This window comes from Calditrichota bacterium, assembly GCA_013152715.1.
In the GTDB taxonomy this organism is placed as follows: domain Bacteria; phylum Zhuqueibacterota; class Zhuqueibacteria; order Thermofontimicrobiales; family Thermofontimicrobiaceae; genus 4484-87.
In genome coordinates this window covers 1-7318 of the sequence record JAADFU010000055.1, presented here as the reverse complement: position 1 = coordinate 7318, position 7318 = coordinate 1, and the positions used below count along the sequence as shown (strand labels likewise).

At 45.0% G+C, this 7318-nt stretch carries 6 protein-coding genes; all 6 read left to right on the top strand.

Going from position 1 to position 7318, the window contains the following annotated elements:
* Positions 1 to 717: hypothetical protein (locus GXO74_04760; protein NOZ60970.1), on the top strand; the 717-nt coding region annotated here is incomplete at its 5' end.
* A gap of 63 nt (positions 718 to 780) precedes the next feature.
* On the top strand, positions 781 to 1824 hold the full coding sequence (locus tag GXO74_04755) for a hypothetical protein (protein ID NOZ60969.1): 1044 nt from the start codon (positions 781 to 783) through the stop codon (positions 1822 to 1824).
* 11 nt (positions 1825 to 1835) lie between these two features.
* Positions 1836 to 3308 carry a hypothetical protein gene (locus tag GXO74_04750; GenBank protein ID NOZ60968.1) on the top strand — a complete coding sequence of 491 codons (1473 nt, stop codon included), beginning with the start codon at positions 1836 to 1838 and terminating at the stop codon, positions 3306 to 3308.
* A gap of 36 nt (positions 3309 to 3344) precedes the next feature.
* Positions 3345 to 3986 carry a cobalamin-binding protein gene (locus GXO74_04745; GenBank protein ID NOZ60967.1) on the top strand — a complete coding sequence of 214 codons (642 nt, stop codon included), beginning with the start codon at positions 3345 to 3347 and terminating at the stop codon, positions 3984 to 3986.
* Positions 3987 to 4322: 336 nt separating this feature from the next.
* Positions 4323 to 6566 (top strand): right-handed parallel beta-helix repeat-containing protein, encoded by a 2244-nt coding sequence (locus tag GXO74_04740; GenBank protein ID NOZ60966.1) that lies wholly within the window; start codon positions 4323 to 4325, stop codon positions 6564 to 6566.
* A 251-nt stretch (positions 6567 to 6817) separates the two neighbouring features.
* A partial coding sequence (locus GXO74_04735; protein ID NOZ60965.1) for an exo-alpha-sialidase occupies positions 6818 to 7318 on the top strand: 501 nt, incomplete at its 3' end.

The window sequence follows — 7318 nt, the reverse complement described above, 5'->3', positions numbered from 1 at the left end:
AAAGGAAGCCTTTTTTGCATTTGTATCAAAACGGATTTCATTAAAACTTTGAACACGATCGCGAATGAAGTGAAGCCGGACCTGGTGATTATCGAAGCAACGGGCGTTGCCGAAACCAGCGATTTGGAGGAATTTATCGATTCTCCAAACTTGCAGGAGCAATTTGAAATAAGCGCGAATGTGGGGCTGGTTGATGCGGAAAATTTTGTAAAAATTCTTCCGTTCATGCGCGCCGCCCGCAGTCAGGTCGAGTGGGCGGACGGAATTGTGATTAATAAAATCGATAAAGTCGAGCCATTTGCAGTGGATGAGCTGGAGAAAGTGTTGCGGGATTTGAATCCACATGCGCCCATTGTGCGCGTAAGTTTTGGGCAGATCCCTGATGATTTTTTAGGCACGCTGACACACCAGCGAAAAAGAGGTGCCATGGCAACAATGCCTCCGGGAAATATTTATGCACTGTCATTTCAAACAGACGAGAAAATTGATGCCGAATCCTTTCGCGAACTTTTGTCTGAATTGGGTACAAAAATTCTTCGTCTCAAGGGCACAGTGGCATTTGAAAAGGGACGGCGATTTGTGGAAGTAGTTCATGGACAATACAGCGAGAAAAGTATTGAGGAGAATACCAGCTCAACTCCCAAAGGTTTGACTGTCATCGGTTGGCAGATGGGACGGAATGAAATGCAAGAAAAATTTGAGAAGTTGTTTAGTTGATTGCACTTATTGAAAGCAGGCGTCTGACGAATAATTGGTTTTTGAAACTAATAAGAAGAAAAAATGGAATTTCAACCGGATTTTCGACATATCGTACAGGCCGCGTCTAACAAAAAGCCTGAACGTTTGCCGCTGTACGAACACCAGATAAATAATGAATTTATCGAAAAAGTCATTGATGAGCCGATTATATTCGATGAAAAGGATGCCTCTGCCATGCGCCATGCCTATCGCCAACTGTGCGCTTTTTGGAAAGAGATGACGTATGACACTATCAGTTTTGAAGCGGGAATATGTCCGATGTTGCCGGATCATGGCGCGATTTCGGGTGGCAGGCCTGGCCCGATTCAAAACAGGGAAGATTTTGCGCGCTATCCGTTTGATGAAATTCCTGAAATTTTCTGGGATCACTGGACACCGCATCTGGAAGCCTTGAAAGCTGAACTACCTCCGGGAATGAAAGCCATTGGCGGTTGCGGTTATGGTGTGTTTGAAATCAGCGAAGATCTTGTAGGGTACGAAAAATTATGTCTGCTGATGTTCGATGATCCGGATCTGTTCGCTGAATTGTATGCAAAAATCGGTGATCTAATGATGAATTTATGGACTACATTGCTGAAAAAATATGGCGACTTATTTGCCGTTTGTCGCATGGGAGATGATCTCGGTTTTAAATCATCCACGCTTTTAGCGCCTGAGACGATCATCAAATATGTTGTGCCGCAGTATCGGAGGATCATCGATCTGGTTCATTCTTATGGCAAGAAATTTCTGTTTCACAGTTGTGGGAAGGTTTTTCCCATTATGGAGGCAGCAATTGATGCAGGGATCGACGCGAAACATTCCAACGAAGATATCATTGCGCCATTCGAGGAATGGATTGAAAAATACGGTGATCGAATCGCTCTGTTCGGGGGCATTGACATGAATTTGCTTTGTATGGAAGACCCGAAAACGATTCATGAGTATGTTTTGGAAAAAGGGAAACAATTTCGGGACATGGCAAGTGGGTTTGCTATTGGCTCCGGGAATTCAATCCCGGATTACATTCCGGTGGAAGGCTATCTGGCGATGGTCGATGCCGTTAATGAATTAAGAAGAAATTAGCACGGAGAAAGATGATGAAAAGAAATTTTGCATTCATTTTATTGATTTTGATTGTCTGGCAGTCGTTGTTGCTGGCGCAACCCCGGCAGCCCAAGCGAACAGCGCTCATTGAGATTTCTCTTACTGAAAAAGATCACCAGGATTTGGAATCAATGAAAATAAAATTTGTTACCGGCGTAATCGAAGGAAAGGCGCTGGCAATAACGAGCGAGAATGAGTTGAAAGTACTGGAAGAACGAGGCTATAAATTTAAAAAAATTATGTCCGCTAAAAATGAGATTGATCTGTACCGACGTGCGCTTTACGGAAAATCGATGCGGCTCAATCCGGTTTACCACACTTACAAAGAAATTGTTGATGAATTGAATAAATTGAAAAACCAGTACTCCGATTTAGTGAGATTACGCCAGATCGGAGTAACGAGTCAACTGAAACAGCCGATCTGGGCGGTGAAAATTTCTGATAATGCCAATGAGGAAGAAGACGAACCCGCGATTTTGTTCAGCGGTTGCATCCATTCCGATGAGCTTGCTGGTGCGGAAATTTGTCTGAGCTTAATTCATTATTTACTCACTCACTACAACAGCGATTCTCGCGTAAAAAATTGGGTGAATGAAAACGAAATCTGGTTCATTCCGGTGATTAATGTTGACGGTCATGGCGTTGTGACAGGTGGTATTGATCCGCGCTGGCGAAAGAATCTACGCGACAATAACCGGAATGGCGTGCTTTATGAAGAAACGGACGGAATTGATCTGAACCGCAATTTTGATTTCAACTGGGCGCACGGCGGCAGCGGCGATCCCAAAAGCGAGCGTTATCGCGGCGAGAGGCCTTTTTCCGAAAGCGAGTGTCTGGCAGTACGGGATCTGGCGTTAGAGCAAAAGTTTGTACTTTCTGTGACTTACCACAGTCAGGGTGAAGTGGTTTATTATCCCTGGGATTGGCGCGGCAGAAAAGCGCCAGACGACAAGTTGCTCACAAAAATCGCGCACGGGTTGGCTGCAAGCATTACGGCGGTGCGCGGAGACAGCACTTACAAGGAATTTTACGGTGCCGGAACAGTGGGGCAGACCTATCCCTGGCTGTACGGCGTGGTTGGAACTTTTGATTTTATTGTGGAAACAGGAAAAGGGAAACACATTTTTTCGGCGGAAGATTTGAAAAAAATTGTTGCCGCGAATCTTTCCGGCGCATTCTTCATGCTTGATCAGATGAAAGGACCTGGCGTCAAAGTGAAGACTATTGACAGCGAAACCGGAGCGCCTTTATTGGCAGAAGTCTGGTTTCCTGACATCGAGACAGAGGATGTGCACAGACGGATGACTGATTCAACACATGGCACTTTGTTTCGCAAGTTAGCTCCCGGAAATTATCGCATTATTGTGCGCAAAGACGGCTATGACACTGTAATTTTGAAAAGCATTTCTGTTCCGGAAAGAAATTGGGTGGAAGCAGAAGTTAAATTGACAAAAAATAAATAAAAGCAATTTGAATCACAAAATTCTTCGGAGGTAAAGATGGAAAAATTACAACAGTTAGCAGAGAGTGTGATCAACGGCAAGGCTCCAGACGCAGAAAGATTGACCCATGAGTTGCTTGATGAAGGCCTGACGCCGAGCGACGTGCTGAACAAAGGTTTGATCGTTGGCATGGATGAAGTCGGCAGAAGATTCCGGAATAACGAGTTTTACGTACCGGAAGTTTTGATTGCGGCGCGCGCGATGAAAGCCGGCATGAAAATTCTGCGACCTTTATTAGCGGAAACCGGCGTGAAACCAATGGCGAGGATCGCGATCGGCACGGTCAAAGGCGATTTGCATGATATCGGGAAAAATTTGGTCGGAATGATGCTCGAAGGCGCTGGTTTTGAAGTAGTTGATCTGGGCGTCGATGTGTCGTCTGATAAATTTATGCAGGTCGTTAAGGAAAGCAAAGCTGACGCAATCGGCATGTCCGCTTTGCTGACGACGACGATGGTGAATATGAATTCAACGTTGAAAGAATTTGAGAAACAAGGAATTCGCAATCAGGTCAAAGTGGTTATTGGCGGCGCGCCGGTCACGCAAAACTACGCTGATGAAATTGGCGCGGATGGTTATGCTTCGGATGCAGCGTCGGCAGTGGCTTTATTGAAAGAGGTATTAAATTTGCCGGCATGAAGTGAGACAAAAATGTCCTGGCAGCCGGCTGAATCGCTAATGATTTTTCAACGGAAGCGACGAAATGATCGATGGTTAGGAAAAGAATGAATAGCTTTAGACAGGATTGGATCGGGATTCGATTGTGAAAATGAACTACCAAGTCGTTTACTTTATTGAAAAATCAGGCTGTTGAAAATAAATTAAAAAACAGAGCAAGCGCAAGATGGGCTGGTTTTCAATTGTGTTGGAAATCATTGGCTACGCGGCTGCCCGGACAAATTTTTTCATCAGAAATTAGTTCAAAACATTTGAAGCCGGAAATTTGTTTGTACAAAAATCTTGGAAGGATGAAAAATGCGCGCCGCGAGTTGGTTTTTGTCTCTCATGCTGATAATTATTTTTAGTTGCCGCCAGGCTAATTTAGATAAGAATTCATTTTTTGTGTCGCCGCACGGAAGCGATCAATGGTCGGGTACTCTGGCGCAACCAAATTCCGGTGGCAGTGACGGTCCATTTCTGACGCCAGAGCGGGCGAAACAAGCGGTTCGGGAAATGATTCAAAAAAATGAATTACCGCCAACTGGCATCACAGTCTATTTTCGCGCGGGGACTTATCATTTTTCGCATTCGTTAGTTTTTGAAAGAGAAGATTCCGGTACGAATACTGCATTGGTGCAATGGAAGCCATATCCGGACGAGAAGGTTGTTTTCTCAGGGGGGAAGGAAATTGCCGGATTTCACAAACTGACAGACGAAAATGCCCACGCGCACATCAGAGCGGAAGTCGCTGATCAGGTCCTGGAGATTGATTTGAAAAAGACTGGCATTGAAAAAATCCCCCCACGTGTGGAAAGAGGATTTACTTTTCGCCCTAACAAGCCGCTGGAAATGGAATTATTTTTTAACGGAAAAGCCATGACTGTCGCGCGGTATCCCAATTCCGGCTGGTTGAAAATTGCTGAAGTGCCACAATTCGGGGAAAAATTAGCTTACGCTGGTTCTCCTTATCAAAAAAGATACGGCATTCGCGTCGGTCGGCACTACGGAAGATTTCGCGTATCAGACCCACGCCCTTTTTCCTGGTCCAAAGACGAAAATGTGTGGATGCACGGCTATTTTGCCTGGGATTGGTCAGACACCTACGAAAGCGTCGGGAAATTTGACGTGCAAAATTCGGAAGTTTATCCTGCGCTGCCTTACAATCGTTACGGCTATGTCAAAGGTCAGCGGTTCTATTTTTACAACGTGTTAGCCGAACTGGACACTCTCGGCGAATATTACATTGATAAAAATTCGGGCAAACTATTTTTCTACCCGCCCGCTGATATTGAGTCGGGCGAGGCCGTGCTTTCCGTCCTGGACGAGCCGCTGATGGTTTTCGACGGGGCAAAGTTTATTCGATTGGAAAAGATAATTTTTGACTATTCGCGCGCTGCAGCGATTCAGGGACAAAATAACGCATCGATTCAAATTTACGGCTGCGTTTTTCGCAATGTGGGGGATCCGGCTGTTAGTTTGAAAGGCGGAAAGAAAAACGAAATTGTGTCCTGCGATTTTTACGATTTAGCTGGCGCGGGTATTTATTTGAGCAGCGGAGATCGGGCAACTTTGACGCCCGGGAATTCTCGCGTCGTTAACAATCACATTCACGACTACGGCAGAGTTTACCGCACGTACGCGCCGGCAATTCACCTTTACGGTGTTGGAAACTATCTGGCACACAACTACATTCACGACTCTCCGCACACAGCAGTTCTTTTTCAGGGAAATGACAATATTCTCGAGTACAACGAGGTCCATGACATCGCTCAAGAAACCGGCGACGTGGGCGCTTTTTACACCGGCAGAAATTGGACCTGGCGCGGAAATATCATTCGTTACAATTATTTTCATCATTTGCATGGCCCAGGACTTTACGGCGTGCGCGCTGTTTATTTCGATGATTTTACCAGCGGGAATACGATTTACGGAAACATTTTTTACAAAGCCGGCAAGGCTGCCTTTATCGGCGGCGGCAGAGACAACCGCGTGGAAAATAATCTGTTCATCGAATGCGATCCGTCCGTGCATGTGGACGCCCGCGGAACGAGCTGGGCTTTCAAATATTTCAAACGAGACGATCCCCATTTTTATCCGGTGTTGTTTGACAGCATGGAAGCCGTGCATTTTGACAAGCCGCCTTACAGCGAAAAATATCCCGAACTGCTCAATTATTACAACGACGATCCCGCAGTGCCCAAAAACAATGTCATTGAGCGAAATGTTTCTTACGGCGGCAGGTTTATTGATTTGTGGGACGGACTGGATTTTGACATTGTGAAAGTTGAAAATAATTTTATCGCAGACTCGGTGGTTGTGCAGATGAGTGAAAGCACAGATCAGACCGAAGATTATGTTCGCTATTCCATCGACGATCCGATGGTTCGGGAAAAAATGAGCGGCAATACTTTCTTCAAAGGAAATCCCGGCATCAAAGGATTTAAAGATGAGAAGTTTTATCTGGAGAAAAATTCACCGGCATTTGAAATTGGGTTTGAGCCGATTCCGGTGGAGAAAATTGGGCTTTATCAGGATGAATTCAGGAGGAAGATTAGATAGCACGCGGATGAACCGCCAAAAAAATGGCGGTCGTTCCGCGCGGATTAAACGGATTTTCGCGGATTGAAATTACGAAATTTTTATTTGCGGATTTTAGGCGTCAGCCTTTTATGGTTTCTGGTCAACCCGAATAAAATCCTTACGGATTAATTCCAAAGATAGCGACTGGATTTTAGACGTCAGCTTTTTATTGTCCCTTGTCAACTCGAATAAAATCCTTATGGATGAATTCCAAAAAATAGGAAGGAATTATGAAATATCGTTATGCTTTGATTCTATCAATTGTCTTATTTTTATTTTCCTGTCAGAAAAAACAATCACCGATCATTCGACACATTCAAATTTACGCTTCCCATGATGAATATTGCGCCTGGCCCACAGTTGTTCGTGCGGGCAATGGCGATATCCTCGTTGCATTTAGTTTGAACGAAGAACATCTGGGGCCTGACGGGAAAATCATGCTGGTGCGCTCGACCGACAACGGCAAAACGTGGTTAAAACCGGAAGTTTTATTTGACACACCTATTGACGATCGGGATGTGGGATTAACAGTGGGAAAAAATGGCGTGGTTCTGGCTACTTTCTGGTCAACTTTCTGGAGCTGCGACAAATATCGTAATCTGCCGCCCAATTCTTATCCCGATGAAATGATAGAAAAATGGTGCCAGTTTGTCAATCGTCCCGAGTATTTAGCTGCCAAAGATTTGGAAGGACAGTCGGGATTGCTCTCTGATGACAATGGGAAAAGTTGG

Bases quoted from the DNA above. Each gene is read 5' to 3' on its own strand.
- GXO74_04755 (NOZ60969.1), top strand. From the start codon at position 781: ATGGAATTTCAACCGGATTTTCGACATATCGTACAGGCCGCGTCTAAC.
- GXO74_04750 (NOZ60968.1), top strand. From the start codon at position 1,836: ATGATGAAAAGAAATTTTGCATTCATTTTATTGATTTTGATTGTCTGG.
- GXO74_04745 (NOZ60967.1), top strand. From the start codon at position 3,345: ATGGAAAAATTACAACAGTTAGCAGAGAGTGTGATCAACGGCAAGGCT.
- GXO74_04740 (NOZ60966.1), top strand. From the start codon at position 4,323: ATGCGCGCCGCGAGTTGGTTTTTGTCTCTCATGCTGATAATTATTTTT.